The organism is Daejeonella sp. AP26 (genome assembly GCF_056680515.1).
Genome location: NZ_CM155286.1, coordinates 1197703 through 1220237 on the forward strand (window position 1 = coordinate 1197703; position 22535 = coordinate 1220237).

Genomic DNA, 22535 nt, shown 5'->3' on the forward strand with positions numbered 1-22535 from the left:
GATTAGTATATTTTAGATTATTTAGTGGCTTAAATTAAGCATGTTTATTGATAATTCCCCTTAGCCATTTAATCATGGCAAAAATGATAAGACCTGCTAGTGTGCAGGCTGCAAAATTTACGAGGAAGAAGTTTGCTTTGTGGTCATAAGTATCCCACAATGAAGCGAGAACCCCGGAGAGTTTGTTACCTATAGAGGTGGCAAGGAACCACCCGCCCATCATCAAAGAAGTGAGTCGGGTTGGCGAAACTTTAGAAACAAGAGATAAACCAATAGGAGAGAGGAATAATTCCCCAATTGTGACCACAGCATAGGAACCGATTAACCACCATGCAGAAGCTTTTTCAGTTGTCATATCTGTACTCCAAACTGCAGCTGCCATAATCAATGTAGATAGGCCCGTGATTAAAAGTCCGTAACCAATTTTTGCTGGCGTAGATGGTTCAGCGTTTCGCCTTCTTAAAAAGCTGAAAAGACTGATCACAAGCGGGGTTAAAAGAATTATAAAGAACGGATTGACCGACTGAAAAATCTCTGTAGATATAAGCTTTAAACTTTTTTCTTTGGATTGTGGCCAATCCTGCTGAGGCAGGTTTTGAAAATAAGGATTCGGAGATAAGATATTTACCGGAACTCCTTCAGATGTTTTCTCGACTCGGAAATAGGAATCATACTTTGGAAAAGAATCCGGTGCAGTGCTTAGTTCCTGTACCATACCAAATGGTTTCAGTACAGGACTTGCCTGTTGAGGGATCTGCCTGTCAGTATAGGTTTCCGCCCAGATAGTAAGAGCTGACGAGTTTTGTTTGAATACAGCCCAGAAGACTACAACGACGGCGAATATTGCCAGTAATGCTCCAACTCTGGACTTATCTTCTTTATTTGATTTTACAAGCAAGTTTATATAAAAACCGATAATAGGTAAACAGGCTAAGATAAATGCATCTGTAGAATCTGACCCGAAGATATTACCCGGGATAAACCAGCCCAAAGCTCCAACAATAATAGCGGGTAAAAAGATGAGCCAAACAACTTTTGAGACTGGCATATCTTCCGGATTAGCCGGTTTACGAATGTCTGCTTCTTTAATATGCTTTGTGCCGGCCAGGAACCAAAGCACCCCGACGAGCATTCCTACCCCTGCGGCACCAAAAGCATACCCCCATCCATACTCATTCCGCATATAGGCGGCCACAAAGTTGCATATGAATGCACCCAGGTTTATACCCATATAAAAAATGTTGTAGCCTGAGTCTTTTAAATGTTTTCTTTCATCCGTTGAGTATAAATTACCCAGAAGGGTAGAGATGTTAGGTTTAAAGAAACCATTTCCAACGATTATGAGAAGGACAGATAACCAAAAGTATGTCATGCCCGGAATGGCAAGGCCAAAGTAACCTAGCGACATTAATACGCCACCGATTAAAATAGATTTGCGGTATCCCAATATTCTGTCTGCAATCAGCCCGCCAAGAAAAGGTGTTAAATACACTAATCCAAGGTAAGTACCCACGATATCAGATCCTTCTGCGCGGCCCAGGCCCACACCACCTTTCGAGGTATCTGTCAAGTATAAAAAGAGGATGCCGAGCATCAGGTAATAGCCGAAACGTTCCCACATTTCAGTGAAAAACAAGACATATAAGCCTTTAGGATGTTTTACATTAGCAATCTCTGCCATTAGTCAGGAATAGGGGTTTATTTTAAACAAAAAAATCTTGCCACTTGAAAAGCAGGCAAGACCTCAAGAATACGAATTAATATTTTTAAAAAGATTAATGAACAAAATTTCTATCGCAATCCTATCTGTTTAGTGCGATTATTGGCCACCACCCGTACCCTTAAGCTTCCGGGGATCATTAAATTGATCATCCTTGTCAGTTGGCGGGTTCTCTAGTTTTAGATCCGAAACCAATTTAAGAAGCCCATTCTGAATTTTATAGCCATCATAAGAAAAGTCAGGACCGTAAAGATCATATCTCCCTTCTAACTTTGGGTCAGGAGGAGCAAGATGATCAAATACAATTATTCCTCGTTTCGGATCATAATTTAGAACCATAGATGCGCGGCGGGTATATTCGAAAATTATGCGCTTTAATCCGGCAGCATTTTTATCACCATCAAAGACGGGCATGCCGAAAACAGGTTTTTTATCTTTAAAATGCAGGATTTCGATTACCTTCTTATTGGATTTAACATTGTTACCCTTCCATCCTAATAGTACATAGTAAGGAGTTGGCACATTGGTTGTGACAGGAATAATACTATAATACTGGGCACCAAACCACTTTCCGTTATCCGTGATAGTGTCAGCTGGGTTTTTTATGTCGGCGGTGAAATCAATCAACGGAAACATTTCAAGCTTACCGTCCGAATTATTCATTTGAATAGTGCCATAATAACGGTAGGTACCATCATTATTCATGACGTGCCAACTAAAGATTTTAAACTTTCTATCCGGAGGAGTTTGAACTGAGATAGCTTTGAGTGAATCAAAATTGAAATTAAAAGAATTAGGGGTTTTTAGCGCGCTAACAAGAGTTTTTATGAATGTATAACTCGCATTATATCTTTCCGGTTCACTATTATTATTGAAAATATTGAAACTGAGTTTTTTTAGGCTATCCTGCCAAACATTCAACTTTTTTCGATTGTCGGTATCATCGGAATGTTGGGCCATACTGATATCAGGCCCAAAAGCTAATAACAGAAACCATATGAACGCTAAATATTTCATTTTTAATCTAACGTAGGATCTCTACAACAAGTGCACTCGCTCCGCCGCCGCCGTTACAGATTCCTGCAACACCAATTTTACCATCATTTTGCTGTAATACATTTAACAGGGTCACAACTATCCGTGCGCCTGAAGCACCAAGTGGATGCCCCAATGAAACAGCACCACCGTTCACATTTACTTTAGAAGCATCGAGGCTCAATTCCCTATTGTTAGCAAGTGCGACTACAGAGAATGCTTCATTGATCTCATAAAAATCTACTTGATTTGCATCAACTCCGGCATTTTTTAACGCTAGCGGGATTGCTTTAGCCGGCGCGGTAGTGAACCATTCAGGTGCTTGTTGAGCATCGGCGTAACCTAAAATCCTGGCAATTGGTTTTATACCGAGCTCCTCTGCCTTCTCTTTACTCATTAACACTAGCGCTGCTGCACCATCATTTAAAGTTGAGGCATTAGCGGCAGTCACCGTACCGTCTTTCTTGAAAACCGGCTTCAATGAAGAAACCTTTTCGAATTTGACTGTTGCAGGTTCGTCATCAATGTATAATAAAGTTACCTCACCTTTTCGATCCGTTATTTCAACTGGTGATATTTCATTATCAAATTTTCCACTACTTTGAGCCTGTTGTGACCTTTTGTAGGATTCTATTGCATAAGCATCCTGGTCCTCACGACTAATATTACACTCGCTGGCGCAAAGTTCGGCTGCAGACCCCATATGGTAATTATTGTAAACATCCCATAATCCGTCTTTAACCAAGCCATCCGTTATCTGACCATCACCCAGACGATAACCGTTACGAGCTTTGTCAAGATAATAGGGAACATTACTCATGCTTTCCATTCCGCCTGCTACAACAATATTATTCAAGCCAAGAGCGATGCTTTGTGCCCCAAACATAATTGCTTTAGTGCCGGAAGCACAAACTTTATTGACCGTAGTAGATGGAACATCTGGCAAGCCGGCAAACTTTGCCGCCTGTGTAGCAGGTGCCTGACCTAAATTAGCGGATAATACATTTCCCATAAAAACCTCTTCAACAGCGGAAGGGTCGATACCCGCCTTTTCGACAGCGGCTTTAATAGCTGTGGCTCCCAGCTTAGTAGCTGAAATAGAAGATAAACTTCCCCCGAAACTACCAATAGGTGTTCGTACCGCAGATACAATATATACCTCTTTCATTATTAGTGTTAATAGTTAGGCCGCAAGGTAATAATTTGGCCACAATAATCACCGGCCGACTTTAATTTGGAATTGATGTTATAAACATCTTATGCTTATAGCTTGAGATGTTTAATTGAAATATTCGCGTGCAAGAGTTTTATCATGCCCATAGATATCATCACGAAAACTTACATTGCCATTAGCATCAGCCCATGCGGTAAAATAAACAAGGTAGACTGGGAGTACTTGTTTTAGTTGTACATGCTTTTCTTTTCTATCAGAAATAACACTCTGAATTTTTTCACGATTATAGCCGGGGACTTTACGTAACAGGTGGACTGCAAGATCTATTGGTTTTTCAACTCTGACACATCCGTGACTAAATCCTCTGCTTGCCTGACTAAATAATTGGTCGTTCGGAGTGTCATGCAAGTAGATATCATTTGTATTTGGAAAGATAAACTTCACATCACCCAAATCGTTCCTTGGTCCAGGTCTCCTTCTTACTATATATTTGAAGTTCGATTCATTCACAGAAGCCCAATCAATGGAAGCAGCGTCTATTGGGCCACCTTTACTGTCAACCACTTCCATATCCATTCTTTCCAAATATGCAGGATCTCCTATAAGTTTCGGTATTAACTCTTTTTCTAAGATACTGAAGGGAATATTCCAGTAAGGAGAAAGTACAACGTATTCCATTTTATCGCTAAAAACAGGCGTCGAATTCAATGTCTTTCCAACAATCACTCTCATTGTCATTTTTTCCTGCCCCTTTTCATAAACATACAGTCGGTATTCTGGAATATTCACTAATAGATAGTCAGGTTCAAAAGTTTTTGGAATCCATCTCCAGCGCTCCATATTCAGAATAATAGACTGTATACGCTTATCTATAGGAACGTTAAGCAAACGAACGGTCTCACCTCCAAGCTCACCATCGGGCTTCAATCCCATGCTGTTCTGAAATGATTTTACAGCACTCACTAAACCGGCATCATATGTATTTGTATTAGCGGAATCTACTGTGGCAGAATGGCCTAAAAGCCTGCGGCGTAACGGAGCTACAGCAGGCGAACTTTCACCAGCTTTTAATTTTGTTCCAGCGGGTATCTGAGGCCATCCGCCTTCCGATTTTAGTTTTCGATAACCAGCTAACGCTTTTTTAAGAGCAATATAATCTTTGTGAAGAGGTTGAAAATCGGCGTAGTTGTACTTACTTTTTCGATATTGTAATACAGTTGCCAGTGCTTTATGTAACTTTATTTTATTTCTTTTAACATCCCACTCAATATTCTTATTCTCAATTGGAATAACCCGTCCGCGATAGTAATCGGACGCCCAAACAAAATATGTTCCAGATAATGCCAGGTCGATATCCCTTTGTAAATTCTTATAAAGTCCGGTGTCTTTTTTCGCCTTCTCAAGGTCATCAAACAACTTAGGAAAATCTTTTATTTGATAGTCTTTTGGATTCAATCCATCTTCATCTGATTTTGCGATTACACTTAGCATTTGTTCGGCCTGGGGAACTAGCTTATTATCTTTGAACCAGCCTAATTGATACTTACGCTCTCTGTAAAATTTCTTAGCCCAGTCTAACTCGCTGGCGAATTTAGGCTCTTTCTTTAAGTAAGAAGCGATATACGTACTGTCAACCGTTTGCTGAGTACTCATGGTGCTAACTTTATCGCGACTTGAGCAAGAACTCAAATAAATAGGAATTATAGCGGTCACGAGCAGAAGTTTGGTTGCTTTGAAGAAGTTAAAATAGGAATATCGAAGGAGTGCAGAGCATGGGTTTCTAAATAGCATATTTTTCCAGGTTCGTCTTGTAGTTAGTTAATAAACCTGATTGCACATTTACAACAAATGTGCCGTTATTAAAAATATACCTTGATTACTGTTTGCTGTCGGGAGATGATAGTGGGATATTTAAAATAGTCCTCGCAGTAGTAACATCTTCGCCTTTAAAAGCATTTAAATACAACTGATATCGCTTTGGGTTTATGGGTGCGTAAAATGATATATTCGGACCTGACTCCAGAAGCCTCATTGATATAGCGTTACCAAACTGGTCAGTTTTAACGAGATACCAATTATAGGTTAAATCTTTATGTACTGAATCAGCCAATTTCCACTGATTATTTTCCAGCACTAATGCGTGATAAGTGTAATGCGAATTAGCATTAATTGTTGCCGCTGGCCTAAGAATCTTAATTTTGGGTAGCAACTTATGTGAAGAATGCTTTTTAAGTCTGTCTTGAAGCCGGTGGAAGGAGATTTTTTTCCTTCCCCAGTTATCTTTTAGACCTTCGAATGAAACAAGATCACTTCTCTCCTGGTCCTGCCAGTCTGCGATAAAAAATCCTTTGTTTTCAATGCTTTCATCAAGATAATCAGATGCTTGAATCTTACTAAAAAAGTAGGGAGCACCCAATTGATAATCAATGTCTTTTTTGGAGCTGTTATTACGAATGAGTCCGAAAGCATCTATTTCAGGTACAAGATTTTTTATAAAAATTATATTCTCCGCAAGCCTTTCTTTCACTTCAACATCAACAGTAACAGGCCTTTCCGGATCTTGCAATTTAATTTTTCTGACTAGTGTTCTAAGCCAGTTTGCATAAGCATATTGATGATAGAGTAGAGTAGGTTTAGGATATCGGGATTGATATTTTTGCAGTGGAGTGTTAGCTATGTTCCAGGCGATTATTTTTTTATCTCCTTTGAGTTCCGCCACAGATTTTAAAATGGATTTTTCGAGTTTTTCTACTGCCTGTTGATCATCTAAAAAATCTATATTATCATCGATGTAGAAGCCAAAGACAATATTGAGATTATAGCGTGCGGCCGCCATAAAAATATTGTAATCATATACATCGGGGCCGTAACGCTTTATGGTGTTAAACCCCATCTGCTTTATTTCATAAAAATCGGAGTTTATTTCCTTGTTCCTCAATGAATGGTAATTTTTTGTCCAGTTTAAGCCTTTTGTATAATTAATTCCTTTAATTCCATTTAATTTATCACCAACACTCGCTGTCAATGCCTGGTTTTTCGAAATAGCAGATGGGCTTTTTAAAGGTGCCAAGGGGGGTATATTTCTCGACAATTTACTGGCTAATATAATTTCAGGGTTAGAAACTCTCCAATCTAATTGCAAATCTTTCGACTTAACCGGTACGTTTTGATCAATCCCGCTGTTAAATAATACAAACGCTTTTATTTCGGGAAACTTCTTGCCGATAGAACTTGCAGCATTTTTAAACCATTCGTCTTGACGCCCATCCGATCTAATCGACCCCATCTCAGCAAGCATTACTGGAATTCCCGAATTGATGACTGGCAGTTTATGAAATGGTGCGTATAGTTCTTCCATGCTATACCATTTTTGATCGGGGCTTTTACTACCGTAATTTAGATTTGTTATCCCTATCCAGTCAACGTAATCCTTGCCAGGGAAATAATCCATAACGGCTGTTGCTTTCCATGGATTCCACACCCAAATAGCATTGAATGCTCCTGCTTTTACAAAATATTGATACACATATCTCCATGCTTTCTTAAACTCCTGCGGTGTATTGTCTCCACGTTCAGACCAGGGGTAAAATGGATTATCAGCTTCATGTGCAAAGCGAATAAAAATTGGATGATCTAATTCACGTATTTGTTTTGCGAAAACAGACAAATATTCATCATAATCTCCTGCCGCAATTTTTTGAAACACCTTTCGATCTTCGGTTGCATTTGAAGAATTATTAAATAAATTTTGCCAGGGCTCCCATGTGATCATCGGAGTTGAACCGTTCTTATATATCGAATCAATAACACTCGCTGGTAAATAGCTGGATTCTTTTTCACCCCACGGAATATATAAGGAGATAATATCAAAATGGGTTTGATAACTATCTATTAATTTAATCGAACTCAGTCCATTTGAAGAGGAAGGAGCGAAAATCCCATTTAAAAATAATTCACTTGTCTTTACAGTTGTTGTTACTTGGGCAGAATGCGAACTGCGGGATTGTATTAAATAGCCAGTAGTCGCCATCGTGATTAACGTTAGAAAAATAGCAATATGACGAATCCCAGCATAAACTTTAATTCGCATTTTCCAAAATAATTTGCGGGCATAAAACGCACGTTTTGCCGACATATTAATAACCCTATACTTCTTCTTTAGTTCCCTTAAATATGCTTGCTTGCTAGCAGCTATATTAAAGCAAAGGATCAGGCAATTAATTCCGGCGAGCCCCGCCATTACAAACGTGTATGGATTCCAATCGGTATATAAACCGTAACCTATAGCAAAAAGGGATATGGCCAGAACGATTAAGTTTGGAATATTCAGCGGCCAGTTATTCTCCTCCGTGTCGTCTTTGGGTGTTGGAACATAGGGAACTTTTTTACGAATAATAGTATATAATATTCCTACAATAAAAATCCACCAGGTCCCAATCATTAATAACCCACCCACAATGTGAAACCCTCTTTCCTCATCCTCCATGACCCATCGCTGGACGTAATTTCGCACTAATATTATTTGAACAACTAAAGGAAGGCCCACCAATGCAAATGAATAAAAATCCATTTTAATTGGATTAACCTCCATTAATAAAGACAGTATAGGTATTAGAAAATTGATCAGAAAAATGAATCCTGACAAATAATAAAAAGGTATAACTCCATAATGAAGTTTTTGTCTCCAGGTAAAGAGTTTAAAAAGCTTAAAATAGGAGGTTACAAACAACTCGAAAACACCCCTGGACCACTTTAGTTGTTGAGCGTAATAGGCCGATAAGGTTGAGGGTACCAAACCCCGTGCGAGCACGGCTGGGACGTATACTGATTTCCAGCCCTTAGCATGAAGCTGCATAGCTGTATGCATATCTTCTGCTAATCCCGGAGCATGCCCGCCAATTGAGTCTAGCGCGCTTCTTCTAAATGTGCAATTTGCGCCAATGGCCAAAACAGTTCCATACTTGTTCATCGTCATCATCATGGGACCGTAGAACTGGAATGTCTGCTGAGCGGCTCCTTTAGCGATTAAGCCTTCATGAAAGTTTTTGTATGCCTGAACAATTTGCACGAACCCTACTTTCGGATCGTTGAAGTGAGAGATTATCGGATCTAAAAACTCAGGAAATGGAACGTGATCAGGGTCAAGTATAACGCATATTTCACCTGTTGCATATTGAAGCGCATTATTAATATTGCCTGCTTTGGCATTTATTTTTTTTACACGGGTGATGTGATGAACTCCTAGTTTATTACAAAGATCTTTAAGATACGGGTCATCAGCTTCGTCACATAAATAAGTATTATGAGGATATTTTATGCGTTGGATCGCCGTTAAGGTTTCAAGCATCATATCATAGGGTTCTCCTGCGCAATAGGTCGTAAAAATATCAACTGTGTATTGTCTTGTTAATGCAGGCGTTTCCGGAACCGTTATATAAAAATAATGATACCATTCATGAATGATCTTTAAGCAGGTAAATGCCAAAGCAATAATTAATAACCAATAAAGAGTTGAATTGTCTATTATTGAGTCATTTAAAAGAATATACAGAAAGAAGATCATGTCCACTAAACCGACCATGATCATAAATCTTAAAATGTATAACTCTTTAAAAGATGGTGCTTTGATGCGTTCAGCAGGCTTCATTAATTACTTACAACGTAAAAAGGTGTATTACAGGTTGCGAAATTTCCATAATGATCATATATCGTCGCAAATATCCGATAAGGTCCTTCCTTAGATGGAGTCTTAAAACTGGCTTTTAAATTATTGGAAGAGAGTATTGCCTTTGCAATAGGCACTATTTTTTTAGACTTGATTTTATCGTTTTCATACCAATCTTCAGGATACAGTTCCCAAACTGTGTAGGCAGAAGTATCGTTTCTGGGCAAATCCAGAGTGGCTTGTGCAATCTCTCCCGGTTTAAAAAGAATGTTGTCCATTGCGCCTTTACCATTAACCAACATGTAATTTATCTTTGGAGCCGTCTTTAAGGGCCGTTTTCCCGACCAGTGATATTGCATTACACCTACCGCCTCTGTTTGTTGTCCCTTTTGATTAAACATGCTAAACCATGTATGTGTGGTTTCTTGCTTTTGCCCCCAATAAAAAACGAATGAACCGAGAAAACTTGAATTTTCATGTGGTATATACCCATACATCTCATCGTATTGTTCTGCTTTTTTGGTACTTGTACTCTCAATATGTGCACTCCATGCATTTTTTTGTTGGAGCCACGGTCCTTCAATGCCCCATTCTGCGACTATAAAAGGACCTTCCCAAAACCAGGCAATCTTTTTAAGATTCTTTCGCAAATCCTTTACAGAGCCAAAGATGTTGATCGAAACGACATCAATATTTGTAAACATAGTCATGCCAAAAAGATCCTTTCGACGCAGGTTCATCATAGTCGTTGTGACGGGATGATTGGGATCATCCCGATGAATCATTGTAACAATGTCGTTGAATGAAGTGTAGAAGTTGTAATACTTAATAATATTTGGTCTAAATATTAATTCGTTGCCAACACACCACATTAACAATGCAGGGTGATCTTTATAGCGATTCACCACTTTGGTTAAATCGTCTAGTTGCTTAGCTCTCTTTTTTGAATCATTATAAACATATTCTACATACTTACTTTCCGGAAGAGGCAGACCAACCATTACAGCAAGACCATTTCGTTCAGCATCATCTAAGATTGACCTTAAATTTAACGTATCATAAGTCCTAATTGTATTGCCACCGATTTCTCGCAGCTTTTTCAGATTAGTATGCCCGGCCGCTCCCTTAATCACATAGGGTTGTCCATTTCGGTATAATGTATATTTGCTATTGTCTTGTTTTATATAGACAGTACGATTCTTATTCCGTGTAGCATCTACCTGGCATCCGGCAAATACAAATATCAATAAAGAAACCGGTAAAAGCCGGTAAAACAGATTCACATAGTACTTAAATGGCATCAGATAGATAGACGTTATTTCGGCAGATAAATATTCCCTGCTCTTTGATTGCAAATTTTAGACCCCAAATAAAACAGCAATCAATATTTAATACAAAATTCAGCTAAAGTTTTTATTCTGCTGCAATATATCAGAATATTTATGAACTACTACTTTGCTAACAAACAATTAAAATAAAAAAGAGCTATCGATGATTCAATAGCTCTTTTTTATTTTACCTCCCGTGTATTTATTACTTTTTAGGCCATGAAGCCCAATTGCTGCAGTGTCCGCCCAGATCAGTTTTACCTATTTTAGTTTGTACGCCTGAATATGCAGCATTCATTACTGCTAATGGCGCAAAGTTAAGTTTTCCCTTCCCGGATAAAAAAGCTTTGCCGAAATGGTCCTGGCTAAGTCCATGTCCTGACTCATGAAGCGCGATAGTCTCCACATCATAGGTTGAGCCGTCATTCCAGGTGAATGCATCATTGTAATATGTTTCCCGCCAGGCCACGTCGGCTTTATTGTTATTATCAGTATCAACAGCATTACCATTCTCGTCTGTAAAAATAATGGTGAAAGTAGCTGCTAAAATAAAGTCACCCCCAGCTGGAGCCACCTGATCAAAAAAGGACCTCGGTAGCCAACCAGCATGATTGATGTCTGCAACATAATCAGAGCTGCCCCCGTAACCCAAAAGCGATGCTACAATACCTGTCGGAGTAGTTTTCGAAGGAATTCTGGTGATACCCAAATCTGAACATTTAACACCGTCCCACGTCCTCATTGCTCTAATTATCGCATTACTAGTGGTAGATAAAGGCAAATCATTTGATGGACGGGCATTATCAATATGGTAGGTGATGTTTGGCGTGCCATCCAGGCTCAGAGATGCTACAAAATCTTCAGCCAACTGCTTATTTCCACGATTGTTAAAAAAGACAGTATTACCTGCTCTTTCATCCTCGCCCGAGGTAAAGTACTCTGCTTTGTACATTTGTACACGCAATTTACTTGAGCTCGATGGAAGCGAAACAAGCTGAGTAGTTTTTCCAGCTTTCATTAGCAGGTCGGATTTAGGAAACTCTTGCTTTTTCAAACTGTTAATCTGAGATTGTTGTTTGGGTGCAATTTCATCTTCCTTACAGGAAACAAGGAGGGTAATAAAGAGTGTTACAACTGTAGTAAATTTTAGATTCTTCATAATTAGATGTTAGAGGATTGATAATAAAAGGATTCAGAGGTAGGGGAATATAGACGGGAGGTTTAACTAATTTAGGATAATTGAGATTATTTATTTACTCTTTTTTTAAAAAAATATGTGATTTTAATTGATCTAATTAATCTAATTCTTTTTTAAGAAACATTCGTTTTTCAAAATAGTTATATCTAAAACTGTGTATTTTATTTCCCCGTATGACATCGTTGAGCCACATTTTGACGCACCAGTTAATTGCTATCGTTCGTGGGGCAGATCCTGATGAGATACTCGAAATTGTAGACGCTTTAAAAAGCGGGGGAATTTGTACGCTAGAAATCACATTGAACTCGCCTAAAGCCATCTCAGTGATCGAGAATTTGACAGCTAGATACAGTAGTGATTTATTGATTGGGGCTGGTACCGTGCTGGATGCTGAAACTGCCAGAGCGGCGGTTTTAGCAGGAGCGAAGTTCATAATCTCGCCCACCACCGATTTACCCACTATTACTTTAACCAGACGATATGGTTGCGTGAGTATCCCTGGGGCTTTTACACCTACCGAAATATTAAAGGCGTTCGAACATGGCGGCGAAATTATTAAAGTCTTCCCGGCTATCCTTGGTGCGGGTTATTTCAAGGAAATTCAGGGTCCTCTTCATCAAATTCCACTGATGCCCACCGGGGGGGTCAATATTGAAAACATTCAAGAGTTTAAAAAAGCAGGGGCTGTAGCTTTCGGTGTTGGCAGTGCATTGGTTAGTACTAACATAACAGTAGACGATTCCTATCTAAAGGCGCTCACTGAAAAAGCAAAAGCGTTTGTTGCGGCAATTTCAAATGGACAGGCATGAGAGTTACTCACTTCATTTTGTATCAGGTACCACCGCGGTGGCTATTCTTAAAGATAGAAACCGATGAAGGAATCAGCGGTTGGGGAGAACCTGTTATTGAAGGTAAAGCAGCAACAGTAAAAACCGCGGTCGGAGAATTAATGGAGAACATCTTAGGGAAAGATCCATTAACAATCGAAGATCACTGGAATGTAATGTACCGGGGGGGCTTCTATCGGGGTGGGGCTATTCTAATGAGCGCCATCGCCGGTATAGACCAGGCACTTTGGGATATTAAGGGAAAATTTCATAACGCGCCAATACATCAATTAATGGGAGGAAAAGCTCGTAATACGATTCGTGTATACTCGTGGATTGGTGGTGACAGGCCCGAGCATGTTAGAAAGGCGGCGCATGAGGTGATACAAAAAGGCTTTACGGCCGTCAAAATGAATGCCTGTAGTGAAGTGGAGTATATTGACTCGCACGATAAGATTGATCAAGCAGTTGAGCGCATCGCTGCCGTGCGTGAGATAGCAGGCAGTAGTGTGGGTATTGGAGTCGATTTTCATGGACGTGTCCATAGGTCAATGGCCAAAGTGCTGGCAAAGGAACTTGAAGCATTTCACCCTATGTTTATCGAAGAACCCGTGTTGGCTGAAAATAACGAAGCCCTGCGCGAAATTGCAAATCATGTGGCGACTCCTTTAGCCACAGGGGAGAGGATGTTCTCCCGTTGGGACTTTAAAAACCTGCTAATCCAGGGGTATGTGGATATTATTCAGCCGGACCTTTCTCATGCGGGTGGTATTACGGAATGTAAAAAGATTATCTCAATGGCCGAAGCTTTCGATGTGGCCGCTGCCCCTCATTGTCCCCTGGGGCCAATTGCCCTGGCCGCCTGCCTGCAGGTAGATGCAACCTGTCTTAATGCATTTATTCAAGAACAAAGTTTGGGAATACACTATAATAAAGACAATGATCTGCTTGATTACCTCACAGACCGATCGGTGTTCGATTATAAAGATGGATTTGTAGCTATACCTGACGGTCCGGGTCTGGGAATTGAAATAAATGAAGACTATGTTATAGAACGAGCTAAAATGGGTCATAATTGGAGAAATCCAATCTGGAGAAACCGGGATGGAAGTTTTGCAGAATGGTGACCGGGCGTCTTAGCGATCTTTTTTAAACAAGAAATGTTGGAACAGTTCTTAAGTTGTGATTGGGGTACAAGTTCATTCAGACTAAGGTTAGTTAGCGCCATAGATTTTAAGATTATGGCAGAGCGAGAGTCAAAAGAGGGCAATGCAACAATATTTAATGACTGGGCTAAAACCGGTAATCCTGTTGAAGAACGGTTTGGCTTTTATCTGGAGGTTGTTAAAAAACATATAAAGGCACTGGAGAATCAGGCTGAGCAGTCACTTTTGGGAAGTCCGGTTCTCATGTCCGGCATGGCATCATCGACCATAGGAATGATTGAGCTCCCCTATAAGCAATTACCTTTTGCGGTGAACGGGTCAGATCTTCATGTAAAAGTCTTTCACGCAAATTCGGATTTTCCGCATCAGATTGTCTTGATTTCAGGAGTTAAATCTGAAACAGATGTAATGCGGGGTGAGGAAACCCAATTGGTAGGATGTATGTTCGATGTTCGTAACGAAGCACAGTTATTCCTGCATCCGGGGACGCATTCTAAACATGTGGTAGTCAAACAAGGAAAGGCAATAGCGTTTAAATCTTATATGACGGGTGAGCTTTTTTCTGTTCTTTCCCGTGAAAGCATCCTTGCAAAATCGATCAAACAAGAGGGCGAAATTTCCCAGCCCGATCATTTAAGCAGCTTTAACAAAGGTGTTAAAGACGGGGCGAAGGGAAATATTCTCCACGAACTTTTTATGGTACGAACGAATCACCTTTTCAATAAACTGAGTGAGGTTCAAAATTCATATTATCTAAGCGGTTTATTAATTGGAACGGAGCTTAAAGATTTACAGGGTGCTTTTAAAGGTAAAATAGTTCTGACCGGTGAATCCTCCCTGGTAGCTCATTATCTTGAAGCATTGAGGTTTTTAGAGATTGACCAACAATGTGCAGATCTGATTATCAAGAATCCGACACAGGTTACAATAAATGGCCAGTTTCAAATTTTTAGGCAATTAACCCGGCCCCTTAATCAATAAGTGGCAATTCGATAGAGAATGTAGACCCCTGCCCAAACTCACTGCTGACCTTTAAAATCCCGTCATGAGATTTGATAATCTCAGAAGATATATATAGACCCATACCCAAACCTGAAGTCAGAAACTTTTTATCCTCCACACGGTAAAAGCGTTCAAATATTTTACTCTTTTGCTCATCTGAAAGGCCTACTCCCAAATCAATGAGCGAAACGTTGGCTTTACCGTCCTCGCGAAGTGCGGTCAATGTTATTTCCTTATCCTCGGCGGAATATTTAACAGCATTGCTAATAAGGTTCATAATCACCTGCTCTATACGACCTATATTCCCGTAAATCATCAAACTTTGTTCGCAACGGCAGGTAAGTTTACGGCCAGGATAAAGGTGATGAAAATTCTCTACACAGCTTTTTACGAGTTCAATCAGATCAAAATCTGTTTTATCATAAAGAAGCTGGCCTGCATGAATTTTACTTACATCCAATAAATCGTTTACAAGATTCTGCAATTTCTTCATCGCCCCCTGAGCCTTGTAAACGTATTCTTTAACGGCCTCCGGAAGCGGTTCTTTTTTAAATCCGCCAATAATTTCAAGATACGCTTTGACCGTAGTTAGAGGTGTTTTCAATTCATGACTCGCGATTCCAATAAACTCATCGCGCTTTTCAATTTCCTGTTTCTGTTCTTCAATATCGGTATTTGTGCCAAACCAAGCCAGAATCTTTCCCTGATCATTCCTGAAAGGCAGGGAATAACCCAGATGCCAACGGTAAGAATCATCCGATCCCCGTTTTAAACGATATTCGATTTCGTAGGGTTCACCTGTTTTAACTGAGTAATCCCAGGTTTTCCGGGCTACCGGTAGATCGTCGGGATGGACAATGCGCTCCCATGCAGATCCTTTCGTTTGTTCAAATGTTAGTCCGGAGTACTGATACCAACGTTCATTGAAATAATCCATATGCCCCGCTGTGTTAGCTGTCCAAACGATTACCGGTATTTGATCAGCAAGAAATTTAAACTGCTCTCTGCTAAGTAAAAGTTCTTTGGTACGCTCATCAACCAGCTCTTCTAATCTGTCATTAAGTATACGGGTTTCCTGTTCGGCCTTTTTCAGCTGTTCGTTTTTTATCAAAAGTTCCTTTTCCGCTTCTTTCTGTTCCGTAAGATCAGTTAATATAAGACTCAAAGCCGTCTTCTCATCCAGTTGAATCTGGTTGCAAGATATTAACACGGGCAATGCATGATTGATATTCTGTTGCTGCAAATAAATCTCCATCTTCACATCCTGGTGCCAGGCACAATGGAGAAGTTCTTCGTAATTCTGTTTCGAAGCGACAGGTATAAAATCCATGAATGGTTTTCCTATTACCTTTTCCAGCGGTACATTTAGCATTGCTGAAAACCGGTCATTGCTGTATAAAATAGTTCCATCGGGATTGAGCGTAACAGCACCCTCACTCATTTTTTCAATGAATACCCGATAGGTACGATCAGCGCTCTTTAGAGTATAAAGTTCCTGACCATTATCTCCCTGTACTATAAGTGCGTCTACTTTGCCGGTTCTAATGGCATTTATAGCATCATGCGCTTCTTCAAGTTGCAGGCGTAAGTCATTATTTTCACTTACTAGTTGCTCATATGATTGCGTAATTTCCAAATGATCAAAATTTAGGAATTTTCCCCAATTCCTCTAACAAGTTTATTGGTATCAGACAAGTCGCCAATGAACCGCCTTTCAGGGAGGGGAAATTTTTTGATTAATAATGGTAAGGCAATAATTTGCTCTTGTTCTGCCAAAACTGGCTGTTGATATATGTCTATAATTTCAAGATCAACATTGTTTTTCAGCGATTTTTTGCAGAATGATTTAATATTTTCGATAGCTTTTAAAGAATTGGCCGAAGCCCCGGCAATAAATAATTTTAGCTGGTAAGTTTCATTATTAAGTTGTATTTCACTCAAGATCTCAGGGATACTTTTCGGTTCCTGCATGATAACTCAATCTAATGGACGAATGTTTAACCCTACAAGTACTTTTTCTTTATTTGAGAGGTCGCCAATAATTTTTCTAATCGGTTGAGGCACCTTACGTACTAATGTAGGAATCGCAAAAATTTGATCTCCTTCGGCGAGTTGCGGCTGTACCAGCAGATCAATTACTTCAATCCGATACTTTCCCTGCAAATGTTCCTCGCAATACTTTTTAAGATTTGAAAGGGCAGCCATTGACTTTGGAGTATTACCGGCTATATATAAACGCAACTCCCATTGCTTATCTTCAGTCATTCTTTTTATTTTTAGACAACGTTTCGCCTCCGCGTAAGCGGGTCATTTCTTTCCTGGTTTTTTCTTGAATCTCCTTCTTTAATGCTTCTTCCTGGTACACCTTATTCAATTCCTCTTCCACACTTTCAAATTCGGATTTCAAGCTGGATATTTTTGATTCCAAAACAAGCTTCTTACGCAAAACTTCACGATCCTTTCGGTTAAGGGCGTGATCGCGAAGAGCAACCCCGGTTTTCTCTTCAATTTCATGGCTTTCACGTGCAGACCCAATTAGTACTCCATCCGGACCAAGATAGACCTCCACCAGATTGAGTCCCCTGTCATTGATGACAAATTCCCGCACCTGGTTTGAGTGTTTCATCCCACGTGACTTCATGATGTATAAACCACGATTACGCTCTCCATTCGTTTCAATATCTCTCACCGTCACCCAGGCGTCAACTAATGAGGATACGCCTTCATCAGTTTGGTCGTTTATAACGGTATTGTAATTTAAAGCGGTAAAAAGAACAGTGATCTGCTCGTGTTGTAAGAAGTCTATAAGCCTTACCAACATTGATTTCACATCAGAAACAGGTCCCACAGTTATTAGATTGGTAATTGGGTCAAGTACGACTACATCAGGCTTGAATTTGGTAATATGTTTGTGAATAGCAACCAAATGCATCTCCAATCCATATAACGTAGGCCGCGAAGCATAAAAAGTTAAGTTGCCCCTGTCCACATGGCCTTGCAAGTTCATGCCTATAGACCTCATATTTCTGATGATCTGTTTAGGGGATTCTTCAAATGCAAAATACAAACATTTTTGACCCCGATTGCAGGCTTCATTTGCAAAGGCAGTTGCTATACTTGTTTTACCTGTTCCAGCTGTTCCGGAAATCAGAATGCTACTTCCTTTATAGAATCCTTTTCCTTGCAGCATGTCATCCAATGCGGGTATCCCTGATGAAACCCGTTCCGACGAAACCTCATTGGAAAGCTCGAGCGAGGTAACTGGTAGTACCGAAATTCCATCTGAATCAATCAAAAAAGGGTATTCATTGGTGCCATGATGAGAGCCGCGATATTTTACAATTCTTAGTCTCCGTGTAGATATTTGATTAATTACACGGTGGTCTAACAAGATAACGCAGTCAGATACATATTCTTCAAGTCCCTGACGAGTCAAGGTGCCGTCACCGCGCTCCCCGGTGATAACCGCTGTTACCCCCTTATCCTTTAACCAGGTAAAAAGCCGGCGAATCTCTGCCCGTAGGATATTCTGATTGTTGAGACCTGAAAACAAGTTTTCGATAGTGTCCAAAACCACGCGTTTCGCGTCGATCGTTTTTATAGCGTAATCTAACCGGATAAACAGGCCTTCAAGATCGTATTCGCCCGTTTCTTCTATCTCGCTCCTGTCAATATGTATATGGTCGATTTTAATTAATCTATCTTTCTCTAATGTTTTCAAATCAAAGCCAAGCGAGGCAACATTCATTGCTAACTCGTTCGACTTTTCTTCAAACGCAAAGAAGACGCCGGGCTCATTAAACTCGAGCGCGCCGCGAACAATAAATTCTGCAGACATTAAGGTTTTGCCGCTCCCTGCTTCGCCGCAAATTAGCGTCGGGCGCCCGGTCGGAAGCCCTCCTTCGGTGATCTTGTCAAGACCTATAATACCAGTTCTGGTTTTTGCTAACCCCGGATACTTCAGTTCGGAATTCTGTTTTAATTTCATAAGCCCTGTTGCTATATGGGGTATACGATGTATTAATTAATTCTCAAAATGTCCTTTTCATAGCGAATGTGATGCCAGAAGCATTCATGATGAAACAACGGGGTAGGTGATGAGATAAAATGGACCTGAAAATTTTTTGCAGGATTATTTGTCGATTTTTAGATACACCTTTCTAAAGAAATACTTCAAAAGTTCAATACTTAAGATACTCACACTCGTCATGATTATTATCACACCCATGATATTCCAATGGAGTGATGTAGTCTTAAAAATAGAATGAGAATAGGGCAAATACACAATTAATAACTGCAAGATGACAGTGATTAATATGGCGGTCCATAACTTCACATTCTGAAACAAGTCTGAAGAAAACAGGGAATAATAGGCTGATCGCACAGAAAGGGCATTACCTAGCTGAACAAAGCACAGCGTTGTAAAAACCGCAGTTTGCTGAGTCTTTACATCATAACCTTGCTGGGTTAGCCACCAAAGGACACCAAGGCCGACGACCGTCATTACTGCCCCAGAAAGCAAAATTCTTGGAAATAATTTCCCGGCGAATAAGTTTTCTTTAGGTGGTCGGGGAGGACGCTCCATGAGGTTTTTTTCTGCTGGCTCGGCAACCAAAGCCAGACCCGGCAAACCATCGGTAACTAAATTTATCCACAGAATATGTATTGGCAGTAATGGAATGACAAAACCTAACAGCGGGGCAAAAAATATGATCAATATTTCAGAAAGATTGCACGACAATACATACAAAATAAACTTCCTGATATTATCGTAAATCCGTCTTCCTTCGCGTACCGCCTTTACAATAGTAGCGAAGTTATCGTCCAGTAAAATCATATCTGCAGCTTCTTTTGATACATCGGTGCCGGTTATGCCCATTGCAACGCCAATATTCGCCTGTTTCAAAGACGGTGCATCATTTACTCCGTCACCGGTCATTGCCACAAATTCTCCATTGCCCTGGAGGGACTTTACAATTTTTAATTTTTGTTCGGGAGAAACACGCGCATAAACAGAGGTACGCTTGGTTAATGCATTAAATTCGTCGTCGCTTAATTTTTCGAGGTCAGCTCCCGTCCTTACACATTCAGAGTTGTTTTCGATCATCTGTAAACGTTCAGCAATTGCATGAGCCGTGAGAGGCTGATCGCCGGTGATCATAACCGTTTTTATTCCCGCGGTTTTGCATTGCTTAAGAGCATCAATGACCTCTTCCCTGGGTGGATCGATCATGGCAGCCATTCCCAGGAAGTGCAGATCTTTTTCAATTTCTGATTTAATTTGATCAGGTCTTTGTTTAAAAGTTTTATATGCAAAAAATAAAACTCTCAAGCCTTCTGCCGCCCATTCACGATTTTGATTAAGCCAGCCCTGAACGCGGTCACCATATTCAGGGGATAAAACTTCAGTGATCCTAACAGGAGCACCTTTCACAAACAGAATCCATTTATCATCAAATTGATGAAAAGTGCTCATCCGCATTCTGTTCGAATCAAAAGGTATTTTTTCTAATAAAGGAAATTCAGTATCAACATCTGCCTTAGAAAGACCATCGTTCAATACATGCTTGACTAAAGCAGTCTCCGTCGAATCCCCAAGCAATTCATCGTTTTCCGAAAATCGTACTTCGTTGTTTAACAGCATAGCGTGCTGCAACAATTTTTCATTGTTTTCAGTAACATAAGTCTTTTCAACGGTCATTACGTTCTGAGTCAGCGTTCCGGTTTTATCGCTGCAGATGTACGTAACTGATCCTAAAGTTTCAACCGCGGGCAATTTTCTCATCAACGCCTTTTGTTTAACCATTCTATTAGCACCCTGCGCGAGAGCAATTGTGATTACAGCAGGCAGGGCTTCTGGAAGCGCGGCAACCGCGAGAGATAATGACGTCAAAAACATTTGGAAGGCCGGTTCACCCCGCCATAAGCCAAATCCGAAAACTATCAGACAAATGAGTACCACAACAATTGCCAACTGCTTACTAAACAGTGAAAGCCTTTTTTGAAGGGGAGTTTTTTGAACGCCAGTTTTCATCATTCCGGCTATCTTTCCCAGTTCCGTATTCATGCCGGTGGCAGTTACTACAGCTTTCGCAGATCCATTGCTTACGATGGTTCCTTTGAAAATCATGTTCAGTTGGTCCCCTGCAACTAAATTATTCTCACTGATAACATCAACCTTTTTTTCAATGGAATGACTCTCTCCTGTAAGAGAGGATTCATCGGTTTTAAAGGAACTAACTTCAATTAGCCTGGCATCAGCGGGGACTATATCTCCCGCTTCTAATAAAATAATATCGCCGGGAACAAGCTCTGTAGTATTTATTTTGGACGGACTATAGTTTCGGAAAACTACAGCGTAATTGGCCGCCATTTTTTGTAACATCCGCACTGACTGCTCGGCGCTGTACTCCTGTGAATATCCAATCCAGGCGTTGCCCACAATAATGATTAGAATGACAATGGCATCCGTATGCTCACCAACAAAAAACGAAATTGCAGCCGCAATAATTAATATTACGATCATCACGTCCGTAAACTGAGTGAGAAAGATGACTAGCTTGCTTTTCTGCTTGGCTTCTTGTAGGGCATTTCGTCCGAACTCCTTTTGCAGAGCCAGAACCTCATTCTTTTGTAATCCTTGCGGCGATGTATTAAGTTGCTTGTAGACTTCCTCCGGGCTAAGCTGGAAATATGCTTTCATATTTTGAATATCGGCTGCTTATTCCAAATTTACTTTAAAAAACCCGGCGTATTATCAGTAATCCTCTAAATCTGGGTCTTGGATTATATGGGACTTTCTTTTGGACTGGTTCGTACCAGGTTCGCGTCAGTCCACCAAACTGATGGACTGACAAAAGCCTGGTTCGGTGATGGTATCAATATCGTCCTCGTAGTTGCCTTGCAAATTATAATTCTTCAAAGCCTATTGCTGGCCTGTTCGTGATTTTAACTTCAGATAAAACTTCAATCGCTGTGCAGAAAAAATCTCAATAATAAAATAGATTAAAATATCTCTTTATAAGAAAATGTTTATTATCTTAATGAAGATGCTAGAGCTATACAACGATTTTCCAAAGTTTTAAATTTAATTGTGTCTAAAGCAGTACCGATGACTATCTATCTTTTTACCTTACTTTCTGAGAAAAAGAAAGCACGCGCTGTATTGCAAAGCGTGTTTTTAGCACAAAGAATCGAGAAAGAAATGATTTTTCAGCTTTATTATCTGGAAGGCATTTTTGTAGAGATATGGTATGATCCGGTTGATAGCAAGATTTATAGCATGAAGCCATTTATCACCAGAAGATATCTTGAACCTTTTTTGCATAAAATTTCCATAGAGGAGATTACTGGATTATTAAGTTCCTAATACGGTCAGATTCTATAGGAAACGGAACCTTGATTTTATCACGGTGACGTA

General features: G+C 40.0%; 16 protein-coding genes. 4 read left to right on the forward strand and 12 right to left on the reverse strand.

All coding sequences use genetic code 11. From position 1 onward, the window contains the following. Positions 1-34 precede the first annotated feature (34 nt). The 7 genes from AC1MCB_RS05185 to AC1MCB_RS05215 form a co-directional block, all read right to left on the reverse strand. Complete coding sequence (locus AC1MCB_RS05185; RefSeq protein ID WP_479967679.1) at positions 35-1681, reverse strand: peptide MFS transporter; 1647 nt, start codon at positions 1679-1681, stop codon at positions 35-37. Between the two features lie 138 nt (positions 1682-1819). Beyond that, positions 1820-2737, reverse strand: coding sequence for a hypothetical protein (locus tag AC1MCB_RS05190; protein ID WP_479967680.1), 918 nt, complete (start codon positions 2735-2737; stop codon positions 1820-1822). Between the two features lie 7 nt (positions 2738-2744). Then, positions 2745-3923, reverse strand: coding sequence for an acetyl-CoA C-acyltransferase (locus AC1MCB_RS05195; protein ID WP_479967681.1), 1179 nt, complete (start codon positions 3921-3923; stop codon positions 2745-2747). A gap of 111 nt (positions 3924-4034) precedes the next feature. After that, on the reverse strand, positions 4035-5582 hold the full coding sequence (locus tag AC1MCB_RS05200) for a L,D-transpeptidase family protein (protein WP_479967682.1): 1548 nt from the start codon (positions 5580-5582) through the stop codon (positions 4035-4037). A 223-nt stretch (positions 5583-5805) separates the two neighbouring features. Continuing rightward, on the reverse strand, positions 5806-9576 hold the full coding sequence (locus AC1MCB_RS05205) for a glycosyltransferase family 2 protein (protein WP_479967683.1): 3771 nt from the start codon (positions 9574-9576) through the stop codon (positions 5806-5808). Next, positions 9576-10949, reverse strand: coding sequence for a glycoside hydrolase family 2 TIM barrel-domain containing protein (locus AC1MCB_RS05210; RefSeq protein ID WP_479967684.1), 1374 nt, complete (start codon positions 10947-10949; stop codon positions 9576-9578). The genes AC1MCB_RS05205 and AC1MCB_RS05210 overlap by 1 nt, the downstream gene beginning before the upstream one ends. A 178-nt stretch (positions 10950-11127) precedes the next feature. Further along, complete coding sequence (locus tag AC1MCB_RS05215; protein WP_479967685.1) at positions 11128-12081, reverse strand: zinc metalloprotease; 954 nt, start codon at positions 12079-12081, stop codon at positions 11128-11130. A gap of 212 nt (positions 12082-12293) precedes the next feature. On the opposite strand from AC1MCB_RS05215, the gene AC1MCB_RS05220 reads away from it, so the two are divergent. From AC1MCB_RS05220 to AC1MCB_RS05230, 3 genes are all read left to right on the forward strand, one after another. Next, positions 12294-12929, forward strand: a complete 636-nt coding sequence (locus AC1MCB_RS05220; protein ID WP_479967686.1) for a bifunctional 4-hydroxy-2-oxoglutarate aldolase/2-dehydro-3-deoxy-phosphogluconate aldolase — start codon at positions 12294-12296, stop codon at positions 12927-12929. Beyond that, entirely contained in the window at positions 12926-14074 is a 1149-nt protein-coding gene (dgoD, locus tag AC1MCB_RS05225) for a galactonate dehydratase (protein WP_479967687.1), read from the forward strand. Before AC1MCB_RS05220 ends, dgoD begins: the two co-directional genes overlap by 4 nt. A gap of 114 nt (positions 14075-14188) precedes the next feature. After that, positions 14189-15094 (forward strand): 2-dehydro-3-deoxygalactonokinase, encoded by a 906-nt coding sequence (locus AC1MCB_RS05230; RefSeq protein WP_479967688.1) that lies wholly within the window; start codon positions 14189-14191, stop codon positions 15092-15094. On the opposite strand, the gene AC1MCB_RS05235 is transcribed toward AC1MCB_RS05230, so the two are convergent. From AC1MCB_RS05235 to AC1MCB_RS05255, 5 genes are all read right to left on the reverse strand, one after another. Then, positions 15084-16751 (reverse strand): PAS domain-containing sensor histidine kinase, encoded by a 1668-nt coding sequence (locus tag AC1MCB_RS05235; RefSeq protein WP_479967689.1) that lies wholly within the window; start codon positions 16749-16751, stop codon positions 15084-15086. The genes AC1MCB_RS05230 and AC1MCB_RS05235 overlap by 11 nt on opposite strands. 11 nt (positions 16752-16762) lie before the next feature. Further along, positions 16763-17086, reverse strand: coding sequence for a circadian clock KaiB family protein (locus AC1MCB_RS05240; protein ID WP_479967690.1), 324 nt, complete (start codon positions 17084-17086; stop codon positions 16763-16765). 6 nt (positions 17087-17092) lie between these two features. Further along, entirely contained in the window at positions 17093-17380 is a 288-nt protein-coding gene (locus tag AC1MCB_RS05245) for a circadian clock KaiB family protein (RefSeq protein WP_479967691.1), read from the reverse strand. After that, positions 17373-19103: a circadian clock protein KaiC gene (gene kaiC / locus AC1MCB_RS05250; protein ID WP_479967692.1), complete on the reverse strand. Its 1731-nt coding sequence runs from the start codon at positions 19101-19103 to the stop codon at positions 17373-17375. Before kaiC ends, AC1MCB_RS05245 begins: the two co-directional genes overlap by 8 nt. 144 nt (positions 19104-19247) lie before the next feature. Continuing rightward, entirely contained in the window at positions 19248-21818 is a 2571-nt protein-coding gene (locus AC1MCB_RS05255; protein ID WP_479967693.1) for a cation-translocating P-type ATPase, read from the reverse strand. A gap of 390 nt (positions 21819-22208) precedes the next feature. Between AC1MCB_RS05255 and AC1MCB_RS05260 the strand changes: the two genes are divergently transcribed. Continuing rightward, on the forward strand, positions 22209-22484 hold the full coding sequence (locus tag AC1MCB_RS05260; protein ID WP_479967694.1) for a hypothetical protein: 276 nt from the start codon (positions 22209-22211) through the stop codon (positions 22482-22484). Positions 22485-22535: the final 51 nt, after the last annotated feature.